This is a genomic window from Sutcliffiella deserti (assembly GCF_020037475.1).
GTDB lineage: Bacteria > Bacillota > Bacilli > Bacillales > Bacillaceae_I > Sutcliffiella_A > Sutcliffiella_A deserti.
The window spans coordinates 74,620-97,086 of the sequence record NZ_JAIQDB010000006.1; the positions used below are offsets into that span (position 1 = coordinate 74,620).

Genomic DNA, 22,467 nt, shown 5'->3' on the forward strand with positions numbered 1-22,467 from the left:
GGATGAGTTTTGTAAGTCTACTAGTTAGGGAAATTCGTTATTTTACTAACTTCACTAATAAAATGTATCAGTTTCTTCTTTTCTTTCAGCCACTGATGTTCTTGGCAATTGTGTACTTTTTAAAGCAAATGCGGGACGATGTGAATGTCGAGAAATTTGTGGTCGCATCCGCATTAATCAGTATGTGGAGCTATGTTCTTTATTCGTCAGGATCGGCATTGATTTCACAAAAATGGAGCGATACGCTGAAACTGCTGATTGCAGCCCCGACCTCATTGTTCCAGATTATTTTAACAAAAGTAATTAGCAATGCCTTTATTGCACTCATATCAATGATACTTAGCTTTACCTATGCTCGGTTCATCTTTCAACTGCCTATTGGAATTGACAATTTCGGGTTATTCTTTCTATCTGTTCTTGTACTGCTGGTTTCTTTAAGTGTTGTGGGGATGATACTTGCAATTGTGTTTGTCGCTTTTCAGAATGTCTTTGATTATCAGAATCTGATACTGACGCCGGCTCTCCTCCTATGCGGAGTCTTTATTCCGGTCGACACCATGCCACTGTTTTTAAAAGGTCTGGCCTACTTAGTACCCATGACATGGGGAATTAAATCAGTCTATGAAACACTAACTCTCTCACCTCAGATGTATTCTTCGATGATCATATCACTAGGAGTCAGTACGATTTACTTTATCCTTTCCGTATTAATCATTAAAAAAATCGAAATGGTGTTACGGAAACACGGAAGCTTGGGGGCGATATAATTGCTGCTTATAAATAAGTTCGGATTTACCTACTTGTCCTACAAAGCCCTGTATTCATTCCAAACCCTGAAGTTATTCCTTTTATTCCGCATAGTAGACCCGTTTATGCATTATCTCTTTTTCGCAACTTTAGCTAGTGCCATAGCGGGACCAGAGTATTTGTCCTATGTAGTGCTTGGAAATATTGTGTACTATACAGGACAAACGATGATGATTAATTTCATGACGATGTTCCGCTTGGAACGGCGATTTGGGACACTGGAGTTAAATATTGCATCACCCACATCCACATTTGCCATCATCACAAGAAAGGCAATGGTTCCATTTTTAGATGGACTATTTGTATTCGTGGCAGGATTAACGATTGCCAGATTTCTATTCCAGATTGCCATCCCATTGGAACAAGTAGGAAGTCTTTTTATACTACTTGTAGTTACGTTGTTTTCTTTGCTGAGCTTTTCTTTACTATTTGCTTGCATCAGTTTACTGTTCTCTAACGTTAACTTATTCTTGAACCTCGTAATGGCAATTTTCCAAGTGTTGTGCGGAGTGAACTTTTCGGTGGCATTACTACCTGGTCCGCTTGAATCCATCGCAAGAATTTTGCCACTAACGCATAGTATCGAAGCAATACGGTCGATCTATCAATTAGAACCATATGCCATTCTACCATTGCTTGGAAGAGAGTTGTTACTTGGAGCAAGCTATTTTGTCCTGGCACTATTTTTAGTCACCATGATGGAGAGACTAGCAAGAAAACAAGGAGCATTATTTAAAAATGTGTAAAAGCAGGACTACTATGAAAGGGGGAAGAGAATGGGTCTTTTTATTCGTTTCAGTCCCTTGATATATGCATTCTTAGCGGGAGTTATAACGGTATTCTTAGACGCTCCGGGCTACCTTGTAGTTACAAATGTGTTGTTAGGTATGATTGCAGGTAGACTTATGGATGAAAGTCTTGAATAAGGATAATAGTGTAAAATGTAGCATCTGTGGAGTGATAGTAGAATGAAGATTGTAAACCCAGTTCCTTTAGGATCTGGGTTTTTGAACGTAGCAAACAGAAAGAAAATGTTAACTATAATAATCATTGTTAGGATAGTGCACGCTAAATTTCCATTCCTGAAAAAGAGGTCGTTAATTAGCAGGGGAAGTGTGTTATTAATCTATTGACAACTATATCGGGTGTTGATACAATCAGCTTACGTTATATCGTGAGGCGATATACTATAACCTGATCGTTATGGCTTTAGGAGGAATTTTTATGCCACAAAAGAACGAAAGCAACGAACACATACCGTTAACGGAAGCAATCTATTATATTTTGCTTGCGCTTCATCAATCCATGCACGGTTATGCAATCATCCAGTATGTAAAAGAAATAAGCAGAGATAGAGTTCAGCTGGGACCGGGAACGCTCTATGGGGCCATAAAATCAATGGTGGAAAAGGGTTGGATAGAGCCAATTGAAAATGACTCGGATAGCCGGCGAAAGGAATATAAAATCACGGAGCTCGGGAAAACAGTGGTCCGCAGCGAACTGGGAAGGCTGGAAGAGCTTGTTATAAATGGACAAAAAATAATCCGAGGTGACAGTAATGATAATTAAAAAAAGAAAGCTTTTCTTTGATTATGAAAAAGAAGAAAAGTGGCTCAATGAAATGGCAGCAGAAGGCTTTAATTTTGTAAAGTATACATTTGGAACCTATCATTTTGAAGAGGGGAAAAAAGGAGAATACTACTATAGAATCCAGCTTTTAGATCAAGTTGCAGACCATCAGGAAAGTAAAGAGTATATAAATTTCATGGAAGACAATGGAGTGGAATGTGTATACACCTTTTTACGCTGGGGTTACTTTCGTAAAAGAAAGGAAGAGGGTACATTTGAAATTTACTCCGACTATGAATCGCGCATCAAGCATTATAAAAATATAGCAACCCTGATAGGAACAGTTGGGGCAATGAATATTATTGTTGGCGCGTTCAACATGACCTTAAGTACGATTAATTTGTATCTGTCATCAGTTAGTTGGTTGACAGCGCTTATACTGACTCCCGTATTTTTAACATATCTCAACAAAGTAAAGAAACTGAAAAAAGAGCAAGAGCTATATCACAAATAAATGTTTCCTAATATAGGAGTTGAAAATTGATTGACTAACTTATTCTTAATTAGACATGCCCACTCTAACTATACACCCGATGAACTAGGAAGACCATTATCTGAAAGAGGTTTTGCTGATGCAAAAAAGGTGGCTGGGTTATTGAAATCAGAGAAAATTGATAGGGTTGTTTCAAGTCCATATAAAAGAGCGGTTCAAACTGTTGAAGAGATTGCTGTATATAATGATAAAGAGGTTGAAATAATAGATGGATTTAAAGAACGCACTTTAACTTCCACCCCAGCTGAAGATTTTTCGCATGCCATTATGAAAGTTTGGGAGGACTATAACTTCTCATGGAATGGCGGAGAGTCCAATCTGGTTGCTCAAAAAAGAGGGATAGACTCCATCTATAAGCTATTAGATAGTTATAAAGGTGAAAGCATTGTAATTGGTACACATGGCAATATAATGGTGCTAATAATGAATTATTTTGATAAACAATATGATTTCTCCTTTTGGAAAAATCTTGATATGCCAGATATCTATAAATTAATTTTTGACGGTAAAGAGTTAAGAAGTGTAAAAAGAATATGGGAAAGAGATTAATATTTTTTAAGAGTGCTGTTAACCTCTTAGGTAGAAATAGGGATTACTATATGCCACCAATAAGTACTTACTGCACAAAAAGGGCAACTGGGGTATAATTTTCAGGTAAGAGAAAATAACATGGTAAAAAGGATTGATAAGAACATGTTGGATGAATACATGGCTAAAGTAAGAGCAGATTGCCTGGAATATAGATTAGATCCTAATGTTATCCCTGTCTTTACAAAGATAGCACCGGAGGAACTTACTAGAATTCAAGAGGAATATGCAGATACATTAGCGATTATCAGGTCTTTTATGGATAAATTTCTAGGTAAAAGCAAAGGGATTCCCTTATTGGTTGCTGTGACCGATCATAAGGCGAATTTTATTGAATATATAGGTGATGCTAGTCTTCAAGAGACAGTTGTTAATAAGATTGGATTAGAAAAAGGTGTACAGTTTTCAGGGATAAAAGTCGGTGTGAATTCCATACTAGCTGCGTTAGAACTCCAACGGCCGGTGCAGACGATAGGAACCGATCATTATTTTCATTTTCTTCATCAAACCGCTTGTTACAGTGTACCGTTGTATCTTCAAGATAAAATCATAGGAACCATATCCATTATGACATTCCTGGATTATGCCCATCCAATGATTATGGCTTCATTGGAAACAGTAGTGGATTCCATTGAAAGAGAATTGAATTTACTGGAAAGAAACCGTTATCTAAACGAAATGAATCAAATGATCCTCGAGAAATCGAACACTGGGTACGTGGTAATTGAAAAGTGCGGGAAGATTGTCAAAATAAATCCAAAAGCTCAATCACTATTAGAGGAAGTAAAGCTGGATCACTATATTCAGGAAACGGTACCGTTTACCGCCATTCATGAGAAGTTTAAAAAAGGTGAAAGTATACGAGATTGGAAGGTAGGCTTATCTAACTCGAAGGGTCCTATCATTTGTCTGGTAGATTACTTTCCCTTTCTTGAGGGGAGCCTCATCCAGCTTCGGGATATCACAGAATATAAAAAGACGGAATCTTATATTCAAAATGCAGAAAAACTTTCGGTAGTAGGGGAATTAGCTGCAGGAGTAGCGCATGAAATTAAGAATCCGCTCACAATATTGAAAGGTTTTATTCAACTCATCCAAGCGAATCGTTTCAATGAAACATACCTTGCCATTATGCTTAAGGAGATTGAACGGATAGATCAGATAACAAACGAATTTTTAGTCCTATCAAGGCCAACAGTACAAGAAAAATCCTTGTATAACATACAGAAATTATTTGTAGAAATTGAAGTATTACTATCAAGCTTCGCGATCGTAAAAAATATCGAAATCGTTCATCACTATCAGGACACACCAGCTATTTATTGTGATGGAAATCAGTTAAAACAAGTGTTCATAAATATTGTGAAAAACAGCGTAGAAGCTGTCGATTACAATGGGAAAATTAATATCGTTATAGAGCCATATAATAAAAAAAACATTCTAATCCGTATTATGGATAACGGGAATGGATTTCCAGAGCATATTCTTAGTAAAGTAGGACAGCCCTTCTTAACAACAAAGGAAAACGGAAACGGATTAGGAATTATTATCTGTAAACGAATTGTTGAGAACATTCATAAAGGGGAGTTGAATATATATAATGAGGAAAATGGTGGAGCTGTAGTAGATATTATCTTACCTCAACACACCGAAATACACATTGATGAATAAAAAGGTGCTGCTCAAGCTTTAAAGGGCAACACCTTTTACAGTATATATCTAGTTCTCTTCACAAGAAACGCTGCTAAGAGAAAATAACCCTTCATTCTTTACTACCACGGTATTTCCATTATCCATACATTCTTCCATTTTGACCATATTGGCGCGGTGGTTAATTTCCATCTGAACAATCCTAAGGGCACCCAAGAAAAGCACAGCAACCGTTACGATTATTAAAGCAAGCTTGAATTTTTTACTTAGGGACGAATCATATTTTGCCCTTTGATGAGAGGGGATTTCCTCATTAAAACGATAATTTCCAGAAATGTAGGACCGAATCTCACTATAGTACATTGCATTCTTTATGATTAAGAAAAGGATTAGAATGAAAATGAAAATGTAACGATGAAATGGTATAAGCATTACGAAAATAAGCAATAGAAGGGCAAGGGAGTATAAAACATACACCTTTTTTGTAGCATTGCTTGTTACATGACGGATCATCTCATCATCTTCAAGAAATTCGACCGGTCGTAAAAGATTAAAGGGGTATAATTTATTTGTTGGGTTCTCTTTATTATAGCGCTTTAGTTTAGTGTAATAAGCTATTAAGATCAAAACGAATAAACCAAGCCCACCAAAGAAAGACCAGAGTGGCAGCATCTCCCATTTAATTTCAGTCTGACCTTCCCAATAATAATAAAATACACCTTCAAAATCATTAAATGCCATATCCATAAAGCGAACTGCACTAAACATAAAAATCATCAAACTGGTATAAGCAGCAATATTCCAGAGTGGTAATTGTACTCGCAGGTCCTTGTTATTCATTGATATCCTCCTCTTCTAGCCAAAATAATTCCTCTACCGATACTTTCAGATGTTTTGCCAATCTTAGCGACAAGGTAATAGAAGGTGAAAACTCTCCTTTTTCAATGAAAGAGATTGTTTGTCTTGTAACTCCTACACGATTCCCGAGCTCAGACTGAGAAAATCCATATCTGGCACGCAGTTCCTTAACCCGATTCTGAAGCATAATAGCCTCCTTTTGTTATGTAATATATACATAATGTAATGTATTATTAACATTATGTCAATAATAATTACCAATAAGCTATTGGGAAATCATTGAATTTAATGACAGAATAGAATAGAATATTTTCTATAGAGAAGTAGAAGTAGCTTAGAGAAAAATAAAGTGTTTAACTACGGGGGATAACATGCGAGAGATTAATAATAAGACTTTTTTAACTTTGACAGTTTTTTTTCTATTTTATCTTTATATCAAAAATATTTATCTCTTAGATTTTTTATATTTCCATGACATGACAATGGTGTTTATTTTCTTAGTAGGAATCGTGGCAGCCATCTGGGTTACAGGTAGATTAGATAAATGGCTGGCAACCAAGCGCTGGAAAAATCAGATTATGTTGATTTCCAGCGCCCTGCTTATCCTGTTCTTTAGCTATCAGATGTTTACACCGTATTTTTACACCGATAACCAGTTAAGAGAAATTGGAGTGGGAAAAGTGGAAGACTATCTACAGCTATATTCTGATGAAAATATGGCAGAGATGGAGCGTTCCAAACTTGCAAAAGCTACATTAGTAGAAGGGTTGGTCTTTGCAAACTCGATAGCAGACCAATACCCAAAAGTGGAAGTGATAGAGAATGTGAAAATTATAGATTTTATTCGTTCTTTTCATCAATTTGAACTGGTAGTTAACGGGGAACTTGCTGACGCAGTCAATAATCAAGAAAGGCGAACCTATCGTTTTACATTGGAAAAAGAAGGGCTAGGTTATAAAATAAGTGGGTTCACTCACTATTAAAAAGTGATACTAAAAAAGTCCCTAAAATTCACAACGAATCTTAGGGACTTTTTGTTAAGAGGAAGTTTGACCTTTGCTCTGCATTTGCTTATTTTTCTTGTTTTTCCGCATAGCCTTTGTAATATATCCGCCCTTGAAATTACGAGGTTCATAGGAAACGATAAAGGCGCTAGGTTCATAGCTACTAACAATCTTAATAAATTCCGTTTCCCGATCACGCCTAGCGGTACAATCAAGTCGGTATCGACGGGCTTCATTCATTCCTTCTACTTCAGAGGTGGAAACACTAAAACCTTCGTTTCGAAGTTTACTAGTTAATTCTTCATTTTTGTTCATTATATTCACTTCAATAGATACGAAACCAATTGCAAGCTTCTGTTCAATAATTTGACCGATATATAAACCTACACCGAAACCAAGCGCATAGGAAGCCATATTCAAATAGTTGGAGAGATCACTAAAAACAATTCCAAGTGCGATAACGTAGATAATTCCTTCGAGCATACCGAGAGCTGCGGCTTTTTCTTTCATTCCCTTGACCATCGTAATTGTTCTCAGTGTAAGGACAGGAACAAATAAAAGTTGGGCAATGAAAATGATGAGTGCTTGAAGCATTTTCTCACCTTCTTCCTAAAATTTTCAACTAATGTAGTGTAACAGGTATTTGTAGTCGAGGCTAGTCATTTGATGTAGAAATTTCAATTATATTGATAGTGGTAGGTAGGTGGAAAGCTTATCAACCTATGCAGAATATGCAAGGATAGAAGGATATAAAAGTCATTTTTGAATTACCAACTACCTATTAAAGATCTTAAAGTAAAAGGTAGCTCTTCTGTATTGAAAATAGAAACGAAGGTGAAAAGCATTCGTCTTGTGGAAGGCGATCATAATATTGATTGCAGGATAGACGGTTTCGGAGCAATGAAATTAAAATCCGAATTTGTGAAGAAGGCATAATGTTGTGGTGAAAATAAACGCCCTTTTTTCATGGAAGTGAAAAATAGCATATAAAAGAAAGATGATACACATAGCAATTATCGGAATTTATTAAACCGCTTATTCAAAACCTAACTTCTCTAAAACAAATAGGCTGCTACATGGGTCGTCTAAAAACCCTTGTAGCAGCCTTGAACTTTATCTTATTCTTCTACCTATTCGTGTTGCTTTTTACTTAGCTTCACCATTTTTTACAGAGTCTGCCGTTTTACTTACGGCTTGGGCAGTTTCGTCCACTGCTTTCATTGCAATATTTTCCGTTGCTTGAAGAGTATTTTGCGCTGCATCAAAAACTACATCAGCACCGTTTTTGATTGTGTTAGCTACATTTTGTGATGTGCTTTGTTGATTGTGATTTGCCATTTTTCCTCACCTCCTGCTATAGCTAGGCTTTGTATTTTTTTGTAAAAATATACAATACATAAGATTAAGGCCAAAGAAAGTACAATATCTATGTAGTTCGAATTCAGAATATTGTGTTATGATTATGGGAATTCGACATAATAAATGCAGAATATTACAACTGAAACAGGAGGGCTTATGATGCAAATAAGGAAAATGAACGAGAATGACCTAGAACTTGCTGCGAATTTCATTTCTCAGCTAAATCAAGCAGCAGAGAGTCATATAGGATACTGTGGAATGGAAGGGAAGGAAATCGCTAGCTCCCTTAAGGACGATGTAACGGATGTTCCTTATTGGGAAAGTTTTATACTCGCATATGCGGAAGATGAATTGATAGGTGTTCTTGGTTTTGATGGTGATTTGGAGAATAAGAGCGGAGAAGTATGGGGGCCTTTCCTTAAGCTAGAAAAATGGGGTTTTGCACCAGAAATGTGGGAGGCAATGAAAGGCTTATTACCAGAAAAGATAGACGAACTTTACATGTTTCCTAATAAAAAAAATCATGCATGCATTGATCTTGCAAGAAACATGGGATTTAACCACCATAGTGACCAAACGATATTAAAGGTAAAGAAAGAAAATTTTAGCCTGGTCCAAAGTACAGTATTTCAAGAAATATCTGCTTCATACTATGCTGAATTTGAACTTCTTCATGACACAACCTTTCCGTCTACCTATTATAGTGGGAAGCAGATTATAGAAAGATTAAACAATCATCATAAACTTTTTATAACAGAAGAGCAGAACGAGTTGTCAGGTTATATTTATGTGGAGGTTGAGCCAGAGTTTGGTGAAGCAAGTATTGAATTTTTTGCAGTAAATGAGCTCCACAGAGGAAATGGAATTGGAGCTCAATTGTTGACTATCGCCTTACAGTGGATATTTACTTTTAATAAAATTTATTCTGTCACACTTTGTGTTAACTCTACTAATCAGAAAGCGATAAACTTATACAGGAAAATGGGCTTTGACCAGGTTCATGATTTATGTTTTTTTCGCAAGAAGTTGGGGTGAATAGTTGTAGCAAGAACTTCTTTATCAGAAATCGTATGCTTCAATTATTTTTTCAGTAAGTAAGTCATAGCCTTTTTTATTGGGATGAAGTGCATCACTAAAGTAATCGCTCGACTTTTTATGAAAAAGATCGTTGGTTGGTATGAACTTACTATTCTCGTAATTAGCTATAATTGTTTTGCTACGCTCGTTCCATTCTAAAATTATTTCTTCGATTTTCTGTGAATTAGGATAAGGATTATACAGGCCCAAAAACAGAAGAGGAGCATCATTGTTCTCTGCCCGAATGATAGTTAAAATTTCATTTAAGTTCTCTTCAAAATCATCCTGTCCGTCTGCTAATTTCGCGTAATCAAGTTCGGTTAGATCGCCGCCGTTACTTTCGATCAAATCATTCGTACCAATAAAAATAATAAAATAATCAACATTTTCCAAACTGCCTACTATATTGAGTTGTTTTACTTGCTTTAATAACCCGTTCGTCTTTTGACCAGGAATACCATAATTTTCAACGAGAATGTTTGTTTTCTTCTTTTCTTTTAAATGCTGTTCTAAATTTTCTACATATCCATTTCCCGATTGATCACCAATTCCGTAGGTTAAAGAATCTCCCAACGCAATTATTCTTTCCGTTTGAACAGAGGAAATCTTATTGCTTTGAACCCAATTTACTGAGTACAATCCTATAACAACTAATACTGTCGAGGCTATTACAGAGATGATAATTTTCTTCATGTTGGAAACCTCCCTGATAAGAGGGGTTCCCTGTATTTAAGAAAATAAAACAGTTTACAATGATACTATCTAATATATTTATAGAGGATGATTCTCGAAAAAATACAACAGGCCACTAATGATGCAATGTACAAGGGTAGAAGCACTTAGGATTAAGAGAAGTGGCTCAAGAGGGTATTGCCTATAACAAAAGGAGAAGCGGAATGAAATTTAATTATTAACTCAATTAAAGGTTAGTCCAATAAAAATATACTAGGAGGTTCACTGATGGATTACATTGAACATCTACGATCAATGGTCGGAAAAGAAAAAGTAATAATGGTAGTGGCAGGTGCCTTTGTCTTTGATTCTAACAACCGATTGCTTTTACAACTTCGCTCCGATAACGAAACTTGGGGGTTGCCTGGTGGCTTTATGGAGTTAGGAGAGTCTGTACAGGAAACGGCTAGAAGAGAAGTGTTGGAAGAAACAGGTTTGCAGCTTGGGGAACTAGGTTTATTTGGGATTTATTCAGGCGCCGATTATGACAAAACTTTTTCAAATGGAGACCAAGTAGCGATGCTACAAGTAATCTTTACTTGTAAGGACTTTAAAGGCGAATTAATCCAAACAAATGAAGAATCGTTGAAAAATGAGTTCTATTTCATTGACGCATTACCAGATAAATTATTTACCGACCATAAAATCTTTTTCGATGACTTTTTATCAGATAAAGAAAAACCTATTATTGCGTAACAACAAGCGACAATCAGTACTCGTAGAAAATAAGAGGTGAATACGTTGAAAAAATTAGAACCACTGAAGGCGGCGAGTCAGTTTGTGCAAAAGCGATATCCGTCTTGCCAAGGTGCTCTGTTGGCGGGAAGTGTGGTTAGGGGGGAAGCAACAGAAAACTCCGACTTGGATATTGTCATTTTCGATAAGGAATTTGTTGTCTCCTATAGAGAGTCTTTGGTTGATCTGGGCTGGAATATAGAAGTGTTTGTACATAACTTAGTTTCCTATAAGGAATTTTTCGAAAATGATGTTCAGAGGGCTAGACCTTCCATGCCGAGAATGGTTTCAGAAGGCATTGTTTTGAAAGATGAAGGGATAATACAATCTATAAAAATAGAAGCAGAAGCATTATTGGAAAAAGGTCCAGAAAAATGGTCAGAAGAAACGATAAAAATTAAACGATACTTTCTTACGGATGCCTTGGATGATTTTATCGGATGTAAGAATAGAGCGGAAGAAATATTCATTGCAAATACACTTGGTGATCTTCTGAGTGAATTTGTACTCAGAACAAATAATAGATGGATTGGTACTTCCAAATGGCTTGTCCGTTCACTGAACCACTATGATGAGGAGTTTACGAAAGAATTCGTGAAAGCATTTGATCATTTTTATCGAAATGGTGAGAAGACCAAAATAATTATACTAGTTGATCAAAAATTGAAACCGTATGGAGGAAGGTTATTTAATGGGTTTTCGTTAGGGAAGCGATGTGAAGTTGGAGGCAAGGAAAGTCAAGAATCTGACTAGAAAGGAGGCTTTCCTGATGTTTCGTCTAAACGTTTAACCAACCTCATACCCAATTGGCTAGGGAAGCGGTGCAACTTCAAAATTCGAGAAAGACATGAAAAATGAGAGAGGAAGCCCTTATTTACCAGTCGCTTCCTTCATCAAACCGCCGCTTTTCACACGAGTTTTTATCTCTTCTACATTGAACCCAGCTTCAGCTAACTTTTGCTGAGCATGGTGTTCTATAGCATTTTTTAACTCTAGAAAGAACGTGTCAAAAGAGACATGCTTATCCATCAAAAAGCACATATCCTGTTCGATTTCAATCCATGTAGTTATGTCCGCTTCGTTATGCTGGATCTGAGCCTCTAGCTTATCCAGCGCATTGGCTACCTTCGCTTCAAAGGTCTGCTTTTCCTCAAATTCGAAGAAAAGCTGATATATTTCTTCACCAACTGTGCCACCAATAAGTGTCTTTAAGTTCTCAATTGCTGCCTTTTCTTTTTGAAGCTTTAGTGCCCGGATTTCTTCTTTATTCAAAGCGTCAAAAGCAGGGACATCTCCAGCTTCCGCTTCTATTAAATCGTGAATTATAATCATTTTTAGAAGCTTTTCCATGTTAACGGATTTCATTTTAAGATAAGGGCTTATTAAAATAGCCATCAACGAAACGCGCCATGTATGTTCTGCTACGCTTTCCTGCCGGCCATTGGAAAGCCAGCTATGACGAAGCTCGTATTTCAATTTTTCAGCAAGCTTTAGTACATCGAGGATTCTCGTTATATCCAAATCAAAGTGGCCTGCATCTGTATCGAATTCTTCCGAAAAATAACGAATTCGCAGTCCTTTTTTCTTAGCATAAGCAATTTCCTTTGAAGTGCTTTCCCCGATATAGCCATTCACATTAATGACAAATATCTCATCCGACATATCAATTTTCTTAAAATGCAACTTTCCAAGCTGCTCCGTCTCCTCAACGGTAATCTCCTCATAATCGCTTTTTTCGAAAAATCCTACGCTTAAAATAATATTGCCTTGCTTTGTTAAGAACCTGTCCGCTTGTTCAAATTGCTTTTTGAATCTAGTAGAACCGCATAGGGTAATTATTTTCAATTTACTCACCACCCTCTATATATTTTAAGGCTATGTGAAACGCCGCTGTTGATTTCCGCAAAAGGCTCCGCGTTCCACGGGGCGGTGCTAGAGCCTCCTCGGCTGCGCCTGCGGGGTCTCCAGTCTACCGCTATCTCCCGTTGGAGTCTCCGCCTTTTGCTCCAATCTTCGCTAGAATAGCGTTATTATCAATATACAACTTTAACAGAGCCTAGAAAAGACTCAAAGTTTTCTAGCTATAAGTTTAAACAAGTCCGAAGAGTGAAAAAGGAAAATAAGAGGATTATAGAAGGGGGCAAATAGTATGGTTATAAAAAGCTTAATGGTCCTGCCTCTAGCGGTAATGTTTATGGCAGGATGTTCTATGGATGACACATCAAATGAAACCCAAGGAAATCAGAATCAAGAAACTAATGAGGTCGTAAACGATCAAGCAGCCAAGCAAAACGACGTGGACGAAGTGGAAAATAATGAAACCGATTCTAGTGTAGTGGGAGATAAAGACTCGAAGAAAAAAGAAGAAGTTCCACCCATTGAAAACAATCATTCAAAAGAAGAGGAAGAAAATGAGGATAACCAGAGAACTTTAACAAAAGAAGAAGCGCAAACAGTGTTAGAGGATTATAAAAATACTTTCCAAGTAGAGAAAACTGCAGAGGGAATAGTGGAAAATTATGATTCAAAGGAAGAACTTTTAGCTCATTATAAAACGAGAATGGCAGAGGAGTTGGCGGAAAGTTATCTCGATTATTTTTATCGAGTAGAAAATGGGAACTTGAGAATTATAGCCACTGAGCCACCTGTATGGCTTGATCCGGATCAAGAATTTGAATTGAGGATATTAGAGGATTCTACCTATCAAATTGTACAATCGCGTGAAAGTCAACTTAGGGGAAATAGAGAGTACTCTTTTGTGATAACGTACAACGCAGAAGTAGATAACTGGGTGGTAAGCGAAGTGAAAAGCAGGGAGGTCGGTTAGGGGGAACAGTGTACATGTACTGTTCCCAATTTTGTTTATTATTTTATTTTTTGGTTCTCTTACGGCTATATAAATAAAGCCCCATGCTCAAATAGGTGCTTAGGAGAAGTATAAAAAAGATAGGAGTAGATAGAGTATCCACATTATCACCTGCTATTTTAAATCCTGTAGAGATGGATGAAACAAGAACAAGAGAATCGCGATAATTGGAAGGGAAACCAAAATTCCAAGTAAAGCATTTTTATAATGAAGTCGAATGATAATAAACGTGATAACATTAAATAAGGTGGACCACCCTAAATGCCAATCATTTTCATAAACGAATAATCCTTTTTTTTCAAAGATAAACTCTAGAAACGTGAAATATCCTACCCAAAGCCAAAAATAAAAAAATATCTTTGTTTGACTCTTTGGGAAATACTGCAAGTAGAGCATTAAAACAACTGGAACAATAAAAAATGTGAAGGCAAGGTCAATAAAAGTGTGGTTAAGCCAAGAAATCGTGACAGCTTTATACCTCCATAAAGTATGTTGATAGAATAGGAAATTATAGAGTAAATTAAAAATAATATAATATTGTACAGTGGGATAAAACTCTTTCCATCTGTTCCAATCAATAAATATCTTGGCAAAGATTATATAAACCACTATAACTACGATTAAATACATCATTAATCCTCATTTGTTTTTATGTTATTGTTTCCATAATAAGCGTGTTTTAGACAAATTCCTGATAGGTCCGAAGAATCATTATTTTAGACTCGTTTTATTTTAATTGCTGCAAGGTTGGATGAAAGAAGAATAAAAGAATAGTAATTATAGGAATGGATAGCAGGATAGCGACTAACTGATTCCTGTGATGAAGACGAAGGATACAAAACGAAATCAGATTAAACAGGGTAGACCACCATAAATTCCAACCATTTTCATGCACGAATAATCCCTTTTTTTCAAAAAAGAACTCTAACAAAATGTAATATAATACCCAAGCAGCGATATATAAAAATTTCATGCTTCTTTGATTCGGGAAGTATTGTAAAAAGAGCATGATAACTACCGGGTAGATTCCAAATGTGAAGGTAAGGTCGATTATTGTATGCTTTAGCCAAGGGAATGTAATGGAATGATATTTCCATAATGAGTGATGATAGAAAATGAAATTATAAAGCAAATTGCAAATTATATAAAATTGAACTGTAGGATAGAATTCCTTCCATCTACTCCAATCGATGAAAAGTTTAGCGATTATAAAATAAAGCACTACTACAGAAATTAAGTACATGAAGGTATGTCCTCTACTAGTTATTAATGGTTATTATTGTCATGAAAGTACTATTTTATTATGCAGTGCCAAAGAAAAAAAGCTAGGGACTTGCAGGTAACACTGCAAGGCTACTAGCTTTTTTCTATCAGTACCTCTTTCCATCCTTATCTATATAAACCGATTTTACAATGGTCCGTTCAAAGTCGTTGCCGTTTTTCGTTTTACCTTTTACATCCATTGTAATGGTGTAGACGCCTTCTTCCTTAAAGTTCACAGAAACCTTACCTTTCTTTGCAACTTTCATGCCGAAAGTAGCCTGTGCTTTTCCATCTTTATTGATTTTAACATCGACATTAAAATCTTTGACCTTGTTTCCTTTGTTCTTTAGTTCGTAGGTTGCTTCTTCTAGTACAATTTCGTCGTTTAAATCTGTATTGAAAGCAACCGTCATAAGGTACGCTGCACTGTCTTTCTTCGCTTTTACAGTCCAGTTGCCATATTCAGGGTTAGGGATCTGGAAGGTATGATGATGTCCTCCTTTAAAGATTTCCTTGTCCACTGCATGCTGAAAGTTATTATAAACAACGCCGGAAGGGCTTATCACTTCAATATCTTTCGTGTGTTTATCGCTTAACCAATCAAGCTCGAGCTTTTGGACATTTTCTTCAACAGAGAAAACTTCTTTTGCCTGTACTTTATACTCTCCACCACGGTGAAGCGCGGTAATATTGGTTGGTTCGTCTTCTATTGGCTCCATAGTGGCACTAACTTCGCTTAGGGCAAAGCCTTGGGTTTGGCTGGTGGTTAAAAATGGTCGAAAATATTGGAATGTACGACCTTCCCGAACAGTGGTGTGATTCCAGTTACTTACACGTACCTCAGTACTGTATGGGAGTCGGGAATTTGCAACAGTTACTGCCCCGTCATTAGTTCCATATGATCTGAGATAGAGCCCTCCCCAATAGAGTGAGGATCCAAAGCTTCCCCAGCTAGTGCCTGCCAATGTATAAACAGGGTTGCGGGAACGGTTAATGTTTTGGTCAGTTTGAGTACGATAACTATTCATGTATCCTGTTTGAAGCGAGTAGGTTGCATCATTTTTGCTGCCAAGAATACCGGAAAGCCAGCTTGCCCAACCACTATAGGCGAGATCGGCTAACTGTGAGCCGTAATGAGGGGTGGATAATGTAATGAGGTTTGAGACATAAGGATGGGCACCATAATGTACAAGGGCATTTTGTGAATCGATGCCACCTTTACTGTGACTAACAATAACCAGTTTCTTTTGACCAAAATGGTTGTAAATTTCGCGGATTTTGGTGTTAATTATAGATCCGTTATCCCACATGTTTTTATCTGGGTGCACATCGATGAAGGCGGTTTGAAAGCCATTATTTAAGGCTGTCTGATACATGTCGTTATTTTCCCACCACGTCTTGGAGGAACTGTTGATTCCATGAACAAAAACAATCGGAGGCAGATTGGGGTCAATAAAACTAGGAGCATCCCCGACATACCATTGACCAGGAACACCACCTGGATTATCCTTCCCGCCAATAGAACCTGCATTAACCGAAACCGGGACAACAAGCAGCATAATAAGCAAGACTAACACCAACCTTTTCATCACAACACTCCATTCCTTAGAATAGGAGATCTTCTCCCCATCTATCCTATAGTAAAGCGGTGCCATTTAAGAAGTGTTTTTTGAAAAATGAGAAAATGGTAGGAGGAATGAAGAAATAGGATTGGGAGAAAAGTTGTGGTATTAGCTCTATACCTACCTTAACCGTTTAGTTAAAGGCTTTATCTCATTGATGGTTGCTTCTTACATAAGTTAGTACAACCCGTTACAATCGTTGCTGTCGTGATCTTTTCCTGTTTAATTAAGAAAATTACTCTTAAATTTGTGAAGATGGGACAGTAAAAAATCCAAATGCCGATTATTTACGGACTCGCAGCAACAATATTTAAGAAAAGAGCCTAATTAAACCACAAGGAGGAAACTTCATCGCAAGCCTAATTCTTCCATTTATCTCAAAGGCAAACATTTTGACATCAAGATATATGTATGATTAAAATAGTAGATGTGAAAAATCAACTAGAAGAAGGAGAGATTCTCCATGGCAATAACTAATCAAAAGTCAGCAATTGATGTAATGGAAGAACGTCATTCTGTACGGAAATATAAGCAATACGAAATGCCGCAAGCAGACTTGGATGCTATACTACAAGCAACTATAACGGCTCCATCTTCTTGGAATCTTCAACATTGGAAGTTTCTTGTAGTTCAATCGGAAACGCAAAAACAAAAGCTGCTACCTATCGGATATAATCAACAACAAATTGTCGATAGCTCTGTTACCATTGCAATCCTTGGTGATTTGGAAGCGAACTTAAATGCGGAAAAAGTATATGGGGAAGTTGTAAATAAAGGCTTTATGCCTCCCGCGGTGAAAGATACCCTAATCGGCCAGATAAATGCAGCTTACACAAGCAATCAGTTAGCTCGCGACGAAGCGGTTATGAACAGCTCTTTAGCAGCGATGCAATTAATGCTGGCGGCAAAAGATAAAGACTACGATTCTGTTCCAATGGGCGGATTCGATCGTTCTGCGTTTATAAAGGAATTTAATGTTCCCAAACGTTATATACCTGTTATGCTAATTTCTATCGGGAAAGCTGCTGTAGAAGCACACGGTACCCTCCGTCTTCCGCTTGATGAAGTGGTAACGTACGAAACTTTTTAAAAGATAGGCTGTTTAACGCCGCTGTTGATTTCCGCAAAAGACTACGCGTTCCACGGGGCGGTGCTGGAGCCTCCTCGGTTGCGCCTGCGGGGTCTCCAACTACCGCTATCTCCCCGTTGGAGTCTCCGCCTTTTGCTCCAATCATCGCTAGGATAGCGTCAGTAGTACCATACAACTTTAACAGAGCCAAAAGATAAACTCACTCTGTGGTGGTCTAGAGTGAGTTTTTTATATTGTAGATGCTTATTTTAATGGTAAAATAAGTATACCAATAATGGAGGAGTTGTAGAGTTGACCTATAAAGCAAAGTCCCAAAGCCAGTACTTGATGTTTTTACTAGCATGGATAGTATTGTCTTTATCCACGCCAGTTACCTCTTATGTTATCTTTAGCATCAAGATCTTGTTTTTGATTTTTATCTTCCTAGCAATATTAATGCATTATAAACTTAGAATAGAAGATGGTCAGATAACGTATCAGATTATGCTATTCAGCATCCCGGTTTTTACTAAAGTAATCCCTTTCAATGAAATAGTACAGATAAAGTTTAAGCGTGAAGGTTGGCTCAGAACAGGGGCTCAAATTAAAGTGGCAAAAGGATTTAACATTCGTCTGATCCAGTTTGAACCGGAAACAATTTTAATAGACTTACTTGGCCTTGCCCGAAAATACAAGATTCCTATATTGCGGACAGAAGGCTTTAATGCATTACATAGAAATAAGACTGATAGTAAGAATATAGCTCCTGAATCGGGCGCATCAGAGGGAAATAAATTCTGATTCTTGAGAGCATAGAGGATATATCTATAATTGTCTGCCTTAACAGAACGGAGAGAAGCAATTGAAAAAATTCATTAAGTTAACAATCGGTTTCGTTGTACTAGCAGTGATATTATTGGCGGTAGCTGGGGATTATTTTTATGGAGAAGCCGTGAAGCGAGGCACAGAAGTAGAGCTTCATCGGGAGGAAGTGGCAATTCCGGTTAGTTCAAATGAAGTGAACGGTCAAATAATTGAAGGGGCGTCGGATTGGTACGATCAACAAACATTTGCTACAGTCACGATAGATTCCTATGACGACCTTTTACTAGAAGCGGACTTTCTGAAAAATGAAGAGTCAAGTGGTAAAGCTGTCATTCTTGCACATGGATTTCGAAGTCAACGCGAAGATATGAAGAATTTTATTCAGTTCTACTATGAACAGGGGTTTGATATATTAATTCCCGATTCTCGCGGCCATGGAGAAAGCCAAGGAGATTATATCGGCTTTGGATGGCATGACAGGCTGGACTTTCAGGATTGGATACAGAAGCTAATGGAAGAAGGGAGCAGCGATATATTTCTTCACGGAATTTCCATGGGCGCGGCTACTGTACTGATGGCAAGTGGGGAAGAACTGCCTCCACAGGTAAAAGGAATTATTGCTGACAGTGGCTATACATCTGCTGATGATATTTTATCCTACCAGTTGCAGCATTTATACAATCTGCCATCCTTTCCGATTATCCAGGTTACGAGCGGGATTACCAAGATAAGATCCGGCTTTACTTTCGGTGAGGCGTCTGCGATAGAACAAGCCGCAAAAAATAGTCGTCCTTTATTTATTGTGCACGGAGAAGCGGACGAGCTAGTTCCAACCTCGATGGCTTATGAAATTGCCGAAGCTGCAGGTGGGGAGGTAACATTGTGGACTTTGCCAGGTGCTGGACATGTTAAATCCTACACAGTGGCTACAGCGGAATATCAAGATCGTTTGAAGGAATTTATCGATAAAAGTATAGAAAATTAAAGCGAAGGTGCCTGTTAGAATGCTTCTATTCTTCTTGACAGGCACCTTTTTTGATTATTTTTTATCCACCCCATATAAGAACCAAGGAGATGGTAAGTCGAATTTATGGCTAGATGGTAAAGATTTAACGGCCTCCTTTGTCAAATCCATCCATATGTAAGTGTCGTCTTCACCCGTTTGCTTTTTCAAGGTTTTGTAATCGTGCGAGATGGTTTCCCATAATCCTTTTTGTGAAAAGAGGTCGTTCCAAGGGTAGACAGCATGTAAGTAATGGTGTCCCTTTTGGTCGTGTTTAGTGATTAGGAATCGTGATTGTTCTTCATTTTCATAAAAGGACCATTTCTCTAATTCCTGTTCGTGAAATAAATCATCTGACGCTGGAAAGGAATAATAGCATTCATATGGAAAAACCAATGATGGTTTCACATAAACTTCTTTGATCCACTCTTTCTTTCGTTCAGGAGAGTGTATCCGCTGCCATGGTTTTGAACCGGATTCAAGAGCAGAAGTATCATTTGTTATCGCACCATAAGAAACAAGTGCAAGAGATAATCCAAGTTTTTCAAGGACCTTACGGGCAGGTAAGTTATCCTCCTGGGTGTTGGATCCAACCCATTGGACTCCGCTAACTTTAAAAGCTTCCTTCATTATATGCTCAGTTAATATTGTGGAAAAATTATTCCCTCTGAATCGGCGGTCTGTCCTTAACCTGCCTAGCATGGCATAACGCTTGGCAAATAGTGAATACCCTCCAATACTAACTAATCTATTATCTACAAATAGCCCAAATAAGCGGTGATCCCCAGTTGTAAGTCTTTCAAAAATCCGGCTTACATAATCATCTTCTACTCCCGTGTCCATGTCTTCAAAGTAACGAGAATCCTCTCTACTCAACAGTCTAATTAATTTATTCATCTTAGTACCTCCATCAATCATAGGCTACTATGCTAGTATCACTACTTATTATAAATGATTATTACGATAAAAAAGGAATATATTAAAAGATTGATAGGTAGAAAGAAGAATGCTTATGATAATGAAGTGGACAAAAAATGCTCTTAAATGGAGTAAGTGGATTCCATTTAAGAGCATCAAAACAGGTATTCCTCCAATTCTGCAAGTATCTTCGTAGGGTTACTACTACAGCAAAAAATATTTAAAAAAGGATTGAATGTTTATAGAGTTGAAAGCTCACCTTTATTTATTTTCCTGATCACTGCGATAATGGATCGGCACAATAAAAGCTTAACCAATAAACTAATCGCGGTGTGATACCAAGTCCAACCCTTCCTCCATGTAATTAAGTCAGTCTTTTTAGCTGCATAGGTTTCAAAAATTACTTGAGGTACGATGAATGGAAATGCTTTTAACAGGATAACAAACGGTTTGCTGTTTAGGGTCCATTGATTGTAGTAAAGTAATAACAAGGGATAGTGAATATAATCAAAAGGCAAGTGAATGGTGAATTTCTTTGGGAATGGTCTGATGTTGTATTTTAAATATCCTTTAGAGACTAAAAACCTATCAGCTAGAGAGTTACCGATAATACTTACAAGATACACGATGATCCAATCTTTAAAAGATCGCTTTACAATAGCGAACGGTAATAAGATTAGTGCTATTAATGTAATTAAGGATAGGAAGGTTACCTGAGATTTTTTAGCCATTTGCTTTACACCTCCATTTAATAAGGGATAGCCGGTTGGTATTCCACCTATTTATTTGCCGACAAATTCATTCGATCATCTGCTAAAGGTGGTTGTTCCATCCATCCCTTGCTTATCATCAATTGTGCACCATCTTCAGCATATAATCCTATTTCTGCCATCAAACGAGCATATTCTATTGCAATGTCTCTTCTCTGAGAAATCGCTAGACCAGCAGCCAAGAATCCGACAGCAGCAGAAATTAATGTGACAATATGGAAAAGTATTAGTTTGTCCGAAAAAGGTGAAACAGTGGAATCGGTTACTTCTGATGACCATGAAGTAGGGGAGGACAAATCATTTTCCGATAAAATGGTACTGAGAATTTTAAACTGGTGCTTACAAAGTTTTTTTCCTCTAAGTAAATATTTTTGTAATTCTTTGGATTGACAAACTTGACTAAACCCAAGTTCCAAGACAATTTTTACTACTGTTTTTTGCATATTATAGGATATCCCGCTGATTTCCATTGCGTTAAGAGGCCTCTTTTTGCCAAACCAGCCGGTTAGATAGTATTGTTCATTAACCATATCAATTTGACTAGCCGGACTAATGCGAGGGGGCTTGCTATAGATCCCTTTATGAAGCATAACCTGTACTATTTGCTTATACAATTCCATGGATTCTTTATTACACTCGATATAATAGTCGATGATGTCTTCTCGTACGGAAGTGCCGACGGCTCCGGCGTAGCCTGTCATTCCATGCAATGCCATAACATGCATGTAGACAATGAGGAAGGTGTCTGTAAATAAGGGCGGCGCATCCAGGTTAACATCCTCTTTAGTGAATCCCATAGGAATAGGGTGTTTTTCTTGTTGGAAAATATTCTTTATTTTTTCAATATGGCTCTCGGCGATTTGTAGAGCAAATTCCAGAACCCTTTTTATATCTTTATCCGTTACCTTAGCAAGGGAATACTTTATTATGCAAATGGACATCGTATCGTTCATATATTGAGTCCAAAGGTTAGCGATTTCTCCTGTAGTAAGTTTAACTTCGTGACTGATTTCTTCCACGGTTGTTCCTCCAATCATGTAGGTATGTATTGAAAGAGGTAAGCATATTACTATGCTCACCTTCTTGTTATCGTAAAGAGACTTAAGCATTACCTTGAACTATTCTGAAAGATGGCATTCTAACCAAATATTTTAGCCAAAAGGTTCTAATCCTTATTAAGTAGACCGCTCTAATACTTA

At 37.3% G+C, this 22,467-nt stretch carries 27 protein-coding genes and 1 pseudogene; 16 read left to right on the forward strand and 12 right to left on the reverse strand.

Annotated features, from left to right (window positions below; all coding sequences use genetic code 11):
- The first annotated feature begins 2 nt into the window (after positions 1–2).
- The 7 genes from K9B36_RS11940 to K9B36_RS11970 all read left to right on the forward strand — a co-directional run bounded on the left by K9B36_RS11940 (position 3) and on the right by K9B36_RS11970 (position 5,188).
- Complete coding sequence (locus tag K9B36_RS11940) at positions 3–767, forward strand: ABC transporter permease (RefSeq protein ID WP_223702327.1); 765 nt, start codon at positions 3–5, stop codon at positions 765–767.
- On the forward strand, positions 768–1,553 hold the full coding sequence (locus K9B36_RS11945) for an ABC transporter permease (protein ID WP_223702328.1): 786 nt from the start codon (positions 768–770) through the stop codon (positions 1,551–1,553). It abuts the gene before it with no gap.
- A 30-nt stretch (positions 1,554–1,583) separates the two neighbouring features.
- Positions 1,584–1,733: a hypothetical protein gene (locus K9B36_RS11950; protein ID WP_223702329.1), complete on the forward strand. Its 150-nt coding sequence runs from the start codon at positions 1,584–1,586 to the stop codon at positions 1,731–1,733.
- A gap of 298 nt (positions 1,734–2,031) precedes the next feature.
- Positions 2,032–2,376: a PadR family transcriptional regulator gene (locus K9B36_RS11955; protein WP_223702330.1), complete on the forward strand. Its 345-nt coding sequence runs from the start codon at positions 2,032–2,034 to the stop codon at positions 2,374–2,376.
- The gene (locus K9B36_RS11960; protein ID WP_223702332.1) at positions 2,366–2,890 is read left to right on the forward strand and encodes a DUF2812 domain-containing protein; all 525 of its coding nucleotides are present in this window, start codon (positions 2,366–2,368) and stop codon (positions 2,888–2,890) included. Before K9B36_RS11955 ends, K9B36_RS11960 begins: the two co-directional genes overlap by 11 nt.
- 30 nt (positions 2,891–2,920) lie before the next feature.
- Entirely contained in the window at positions 2,921–3,478 is a 558-nt protein-coding gene (locus K9B36_RS11965; RefSeq protein ID WP_223702334.1) for a histidine phosphatase family protein, read from the forward strand.
- A 120-nt stretch (positions 3,479–3,598) separates the two neighbouring features.
- The gene (locus K9B36_RS11970; RefSeq protein WP_223702335.1) at positions 3,599–5,188 is read left to right on the forward strand and encodes an ATP-binding protein; all 1,590 of its coding nucleotides are present in this window, start codon (positions 3,599–3,601) and stop codon (positions 5,186–5,188) included.
- A gap of 48 nt (positions 5,189–5,236) precedes the next feature.
- Here K9B36_RS11970 and K9B36_RS11975 read toward each other — a convergent pair whose 3' ends face one another.
- Both K9B36_RS11975 and K9B36_RS11980 read right to left on the reverse strand, forming a co-directional pair.
- Complete coding sequence (locus tag K9B36_RS11975; protein WP_223702336.1) at positions 5,237–6,007, reverse strand: hypothetical protein; 771 nt, start codon at positions 6,005–6,007, stop codon at positions 5,237–5,239.
- Positions 6,000–6,212: a helix-turn-helix transcriptional regulator gene (locus K9B36_RS11980; protein WP_223702338.1), complete on the reverse strand. Its 213-nt coding sequence runs from the start codon at positions 6,210–6,212 to the stop codon at positions 6,000–6,002. Before K9B36_RS11980 ends, K9B36_RS11975 begins: the two co-directional genes overlap by 8 nt.
- Positions 6,213–6,396: 184 nt before the next feature.
- Here K9B36_RS11980 and K9B36_RS11985 point away from each other — a divergent pair, with 184 nt between their 5' ends.
- A complete protein-coding gene (locus K9B36_RS11985) occupies positions 6,397–7,008 on the forward strand; it encodes a hypothetical protein (protein WP_223702340.1) in 612 nt (203 codons plus the stop codon).
- A 54-nt stretch (positions 7,009–7,062) separates the two neighbouring features.
- On the opposite strand, the gene K9B36_RS11990 is transcribed toward K9B36_RS11985, so the two are convergent.
- Positions 7,063–7,623 carry a DUF2179 domain-containing protein gene (locus K9B36_RS11990; protein WP_223702342.1) on the reverse strand — a complete coding sequence of 187 codons (561 nt, stop codon included), beginning with the start codon at positions 7,621–7,623 and terminating at the stop codon, positions 7,063–7,065.
- Positions 7,624–7,809: 186 nt separating this feature from the next.
- On the opposite strand from K9B36_RS11990, the pseudogene K9B36_RS11995 reads away from it, so the two are divergent.
- Positions 7,810–7,965 (forward strand): annotated as a pseudogene (locus K9B36_RS11995) (alkylphosphonate utilization protein); the annotation flags it as partial.
- Positions 7,966–8,175: 210 nt separating this feature from the next.
- Here the strand turns inward: K9B36_RS11995 and K9B36_RS12000 are convergent.
- Positions 8,176–8,367 (reverse strand): hypothetical protein, encoded by a 192-nt coding sequence (locus K9B36_RS12000; protein WP_223702343.1) that lies wholly within the window; start codon positions 8,365–8,367, stop codon positions 8,176–8,178.
- A gap of 180 nt (positions 8,368–8,547) precedes the next feature.
- Between K9B36_RS12000 and K9B36_RS12005 the strand changes: the two genes are divergently transcribed.
- Positions 8,548–9,423: a GNAT family N-acetyltransferase gene (locus K9B36_RS12005; RefSeq protein ID WP_223702344.1), complete on the forward strand. Its 876-nt coding sequence runs from the start codon at positions 8,548–8,550 to the stop codon at positions 9,421–9,423.
- 24 nt (positions 9,424–9,447) lie between these two features.
- On the opposite strand, the gene K9B36_RS12010 is transcribed toward K9B36_RS12005, so the two are convergent.
- Entirely contained in the window at positions 9,448–10,158 is a 711-nt protein-coding gene (locus tag K9B36_RS12010; RefSeq protein WP_223702345.1) for a DUF459 domain-containing protein, read from the reverse strand.
- A 267-nt stretch (positions 10,159–10,425) separates the two neighbouring features.
- On the opposite strand from K9B36_RS12010, the gene K9B36_RS12015 reads away from it, so the two are divergent.
- Both K9B36_RS12015 and K9B36_RS12020 read left to right on the forward strand, forming a co-directional pair.
- Positions 10,426–10,893: an NUDIX hydrolase gene (locus tag K9B36_RS12015; RefSeq protein WP_223702346.1), complete on the forward strand. Its 468-nt coding sequence runs from the start codon at positions 10,426–10,428 to the stop codon at positions 10,891–10,893.
- A 36-nt stretch (positions 10,894–10,929) separates the two neighbouring features.
- The gene (locus tag K9B36_RS12020; RefSeq protein ID WP_223702347.1) at positions 10,930–11,685 is read left to right on the forward strand and encodes a nucleotidyltransferase domain-containing protein; all 756 of its coding nucleotides are present in this window, start codon (positions 10,930–10,932) and stop codon (positions 11,683–11,685) included.
- Between the two features lie 117 nt (positions 11,686–11,802).
- Here the strand turns inward: K9B36_RS12020 and K9B36_RS12025 are convergent, their stop codons facing one another.
- Positions 11,803–12,447, reverse strand: coding sequence for an HD domain-containing protein (locus K9B36_RS12025; RefSeq protein WP_223702471.1), 645 nt, complete (start codon positions 12,445–12,447; stop codon positions 11,803–11,805).
- 634 nt (positions 12,448–13,081) lie between these two features.
- Here K9B36_RS12025 and K9B36_RS12035 point away from each other — a divergent pair.
- Positions 13,082–13,759, forward strand: a complete 678-nt coding sequence (locus K9B36_RS12035; RefSeq protein ID WP_223702348.1) for a hypothetical protein — start codon at positions 13,082–13,084, stop codon at positions 13,757–13,759.
- A gap of 153 nt (positions 13,760–13,912) precedes the next feature.
- On the opposite strand, the gene K9B36_RS12040 is transcribed toward K9B36_RS12035, so the two are convergent.
- From K9B36_RS12040 to K9B36_RS12050, 3 genes are all read right to left on the reverse strand, one after another.
- Positions 13,913–14,428 carry a CBO0543 family protein gene (locus K9B36_RS12040; protein ID WP_223702350.1) on the reverse strand — a complete coding sequence of 172 codons (516 nt, stop codon included), beginning with the start codon at positions 14,426–14,428 and terminating at the stop codon, positions 13,913–13,915.
- Positions 14,429–14,525: 97 nt separating this feature from the next.
- Positions 14,526–15,041, reverse strand: coding sequence for a CBO0543 family protein (locus tag K9B36_RS12045; protein ID WP_223702352.1), 516 nt, complete (start codon positions 15,039–15,041; stop codon positions 14,526–14,528).
- A gap of 127 nt (positions 15,042–15,168) precedes the next feature.
- A complete protein-coding gene (locus K9B36_RS12050; protein ID WP_223702354.1) occupies positions 15,169–16,650 on the reverse strand; it encodes a lipase family alpha/beta hydrolase in 1,482 nt (493 codons plus the stop codon).
- A gap of 496 nt (positions 16,651–17,146) precedes the next feature.
- Between K9B36_RS12050 and K9B36_RS12055 the strand changes: the two genes are divergently transcribed.
- From K9B36_RS12055 to K9B36_RS12065, 3 genes are all read left to right on the forward strand, one after another.
- Complete coding sequence (locus K9B36_RS12055) at positions 17,147–17,773, forward strand: nitroreductase family protein (RefSeq protein ID WP_223702356.1); 627 nt, start codon at positions 17,147–17,149, stop codon at positions 17,771–17,773.
- Between the two features lie 291 nt (positions 17,774–18,064).
- Positions 18,065–18,553: a hypothetical protein gene (locus K9B36_RS12060; RefSeq protein ID WP_223702358.1), complete on the forward strand. Its 489-nt coding sequence runs from the start codon at positions 18,065–18,067 to the stop codon at positions 18,551–18,553.
- A 61-nt stretch (positions 18,554–18,614) separates the two neighbouring features.
- Positions 18,615–19,562: an alpha/beta hydrolase gene (locus tag K9B36_RS12065; protein ID WP_223702359.1), complete on the forward strand. Its 948-nt coding sequence runs from the start codon at positions 18,615–18,617 to the stop codon at positions 19,560–19,562.
- Positions 19,563–19,616: 54 nt separating this feature from the next.
- Here K9B36_RS12065 and K9B36_RS12070 read toward each other — a convergent pair whose 3' ends face one another.
- From K9B36_RS12070 to K9B36_RS12080, 3 genes are all read right to left on the reverse strand, one after another.
- The gene (locus K9B36_RS12070) at positions 19,617–20,477 is read right to left on the reverse strand and encodes a GNAT family N-acetyltransferase (RefSeq protein ID WP_223702361.1); all 861 of its coding nucleotides are present in this window, start codon (positions 20,475–20,477) and stop codon (positions 19,617–19,619) included.
- A gap of 260 nt (positions 20,478–20,737) precedes the next feature.
- A complete protein-coding gene (locus tag K9B36_RS12075; protein ID WP_223702363.1) occupies positions 20,738–21,229 on the reverse strand; it encodes a CBO0543 family protein in 492 nt (163 codons plus the stop codon).
- Between the two features lie 47 nt (positions 21,230–21,276).
- Positions 21,277–22,287 (reverse strand): DUF3231 family protein, encoded by a 1,011-nt coding sequence (locus K9B36_RS12080; protein ID WP_223702365.1) that lies wholly within the window; start codon positions 22,285–22,287, stop codon positions 21,277–21,279.
- Positions 22,288–22,467 lie beyond the last annotated feature (180 nt).